The organism is Micromonospora sp. NPDC049799 (genome assembly GCF_040656655.1).
In the GTDB taxonomy this organism is placed as follows: Bacteria; Actinomycetota; Actinomycetes; order Mycobacteriales; family Micromonosporaceae; genus Micromonospora.
Map to the genome: position 1 here is coordinate 1 of NZ_JBFAMU010000682.1, position 2,195 is coordinate 2,195.

A 2,195-nucleotide genomic window follows, 5' to 3' on the forward strand; every position below is an offset into this window, starting at 1 on the left:
GGCGCGGCGACGTGCACCACCGGCATTCCGTATAGCTCGCGCAGCCGCCGCCGGGTCCACTCGCTGGTGGCGACGACCGCCGACGCCGCCGCCAGCGCCGACCGCTCGGCGTCGTCCTCCAGCGGCATGTGCACCAGGACGACCAGGCCCAGCCGGGCGGCGTTCGCCGTCAGCTCCCCCGGCACGGCCGAGGCGACGAGACCGTCGACGAGCACCGCACTCCGGTCGGGCAGGGCGGCGAGCATCCGCGCCAGGCCGACGCGGGCTGCCGTGTCCGGGTGCGGCCAGTCGCCGGGCAACGGGTGTTCGCGGACGGCCCAGCCGAGCGCGGCGAGCCCGTCGAGGACCCGCCGGTCGTAGTGGTTGCCGCCGCTCGGCGACGCCGGATCGTCGATGTCCCCCGGCAGCACCACGTGCACCGTGGGGCCGTCCTGGTGCCCTGTCACAGGGACCGTTCGTAGCTGGCCCAGGCGACGTGCGACTCGTGCAACGTGACGGTGATCCCGGCCAGCCCGTGCGCGCCGTCGCCCAGGTCACCGGCGTGCACCCGGTCGGCGAGGCGATCGGCGACGGTACGCGCGAGCACCTCGGTGGTGGTGTTCACCCCGGCGAAGGCCGGGTCCTCGTCCAGGTTGCGGTAGGTCAGCTCACCGAGCACGGCCCGCAGCTGCTCGGTGGCCCGCCCGATGTCCACGACGATGCCGTCGGCGTCCAGGTCGGTCCGGCGGAACGTCGCGTCGACGACGAACGTCGCGCCGTGCAGGCGCTGCGCCGGACCGAACACGTCCCCCCGGAAACTGTGGGCGATCATCATGTGGTCCCGGACCGTCACGCTGAACACGGCTCACTCCTCGTCGTAGCTGATGCGGTGGCAGAGCGCGGACAGGTCGCCCGCGTGCAGTCGGGCCAGCACGTCGGGCAGGTCCGCGAAGCGGGACTCCCCGGTGACCAGGGCGTCGAAGACCGGGTCGGCCAGCAGGTCCAGGGCGAGGGCCATCCGGTCGGCGAAGCTGCGGCTGCCCCGGCGGGCCGGCGCGACCATTCCCACCTGGCTGGCCCGGAGGGTCAACCGTCGGGAGTGGAACGCGCCGCCCAGCGCCACCGTCACCGGACGGTCGCCGTACCAGCTCAGCTCGACGACGGTGCCCTCGGCGGCGAGCAGGTCCACCGACCGTTGCAGGCCCGCGGAGCTGGCGCTGGCGTGCACCACGAGGTCCCGCCCGCCGGTGGCGTCGTCCGGGGACGCGAAGCCGACGCCGAGGGCGGCCGCGACGGCGGCGCGGGCCGGGTCGATGTCGACCAGCTCGACGCGTACGCCGGGGAAGCGGGCCAGCAGCGCGGCGACCGCGCAGCCCACCATGCCGGCGCCGACGACGGTGACCCGGTCGCCGACCAGGGGCGCGGCGTCCCAGAGCGCGTTTACCGCCGTCTCCACCGTCCCGGCGAGGACCGCGCGGGCGGCCGGCACGCCATCGGGTACGACGACCACCGCGTCGGCGGGGACCACGTACGCGCTCTGGTGCGGGTACAGGCAGAACACCGTCCGCCCGCGCAGCCGCTCCGGCCCCTCCTCGACGAGGCCGACGTTGAGGTAGCCGTACTTGACCGGGGCCGGGAAGTCGCCCTCCTGGAACGGGGCGCGCATCGCGGCGTACTGGTCGGCGGGCACGTGGCCACCGAAGACCAGCGTCTCGGTGCCCCGGCTGACCGCCGAGAAGAGGGTCCGGACCAGCACCTCGTCCGGCCCGGGGGTGGGCAGGGGGCAGGGCCGGATCTCGCCGACGCCGGGCGTACGCAGCCAAAAGGCCCGGGCCTCGCGCGTCACCGCTCCCCCACTTCCCCGTCCGGGCGAAACGGACGGCAGCTCTCGTCATGTCCACGGTCAGGAGTTGTCGATCATAGACACGGAGCCGTGACGACCACGGTTCGAAAGGGTTCCGAAGATCGGTTGAACGACCGGGGCCTCCCGCCCGTACGTCCGTAGGAAGGGAGATGCCCATGAAGCGGATGACCCCGTTGCTCACGCTGCTGACCGGGAGCGCGCTGGCGGCCGTGCTGTTCACGATGAGCGCCCAGGCCGCCCCACCGGCGCCGCAGTCCCAGGTCGGGGGGACGGCCGCCCCCGCGTCGCCCACCGACCCACCGTCTCCGGGGGCGACACCGGAGGCGCCGCCACCGGCCGACGACGCGGCGAG

At 74.5% G+C, this 2,195-nt stretch carries 2 protein-coding genes and 2 pseudogenes; 1 reads left to right on the plus strand and 3 read right to left on the minus strand.

Going from position 1 to position 2,195, the window contains the following annotated elements:
• From AB0I76_RS28210 to AB0I76_RS28220, 3 genes and pseudogenes are all read right to left on the minus strand, one after another.
• Window positions 1–446: pseudogene (locus AB0I76_RS28210) on the minus strand (glycosyltransferase family 1 protein); the annotation flags it as partial.
• Complete coding sequence (locus tag AB0I76_RS28215) at window positions 443–841, minus strand: 6-carboxytetrahydropterin synthase (protein WP_357041663.1); 399 nt, start codon at window positions 839–841, stop codon at window positions 443–445. The pseudogene AB0I76_RS28210 and the gene AB0I76_RS28215, both read right to left, overlap by 4 nt.
• Before the next feature lie 3 nt (window positions 842–844).
• A complete protein-coding gene (locus AB0I76_RS28220) occupies window positions 845–1,825 on the minus strand; it encodes a zinc-binding alcohol dehydrogenase (RefSeq protein ID WP_357041666.1) in 981 nt (326 codons plus the stop codon).
• A 173-nt stretch (window positions 1,826–1,998) separates the two neighbouring features.
• On the opposite strand from AB0I76_RS28220, the pseudogene AB0I76_RS28225 reads away from it, so the two are divergent.
• A pseudogene (locus tag AB0I76_RS28225) lies at window positions 1,999–2,195 on the plus strand (hypothetical protein); the annotation flags it as partial.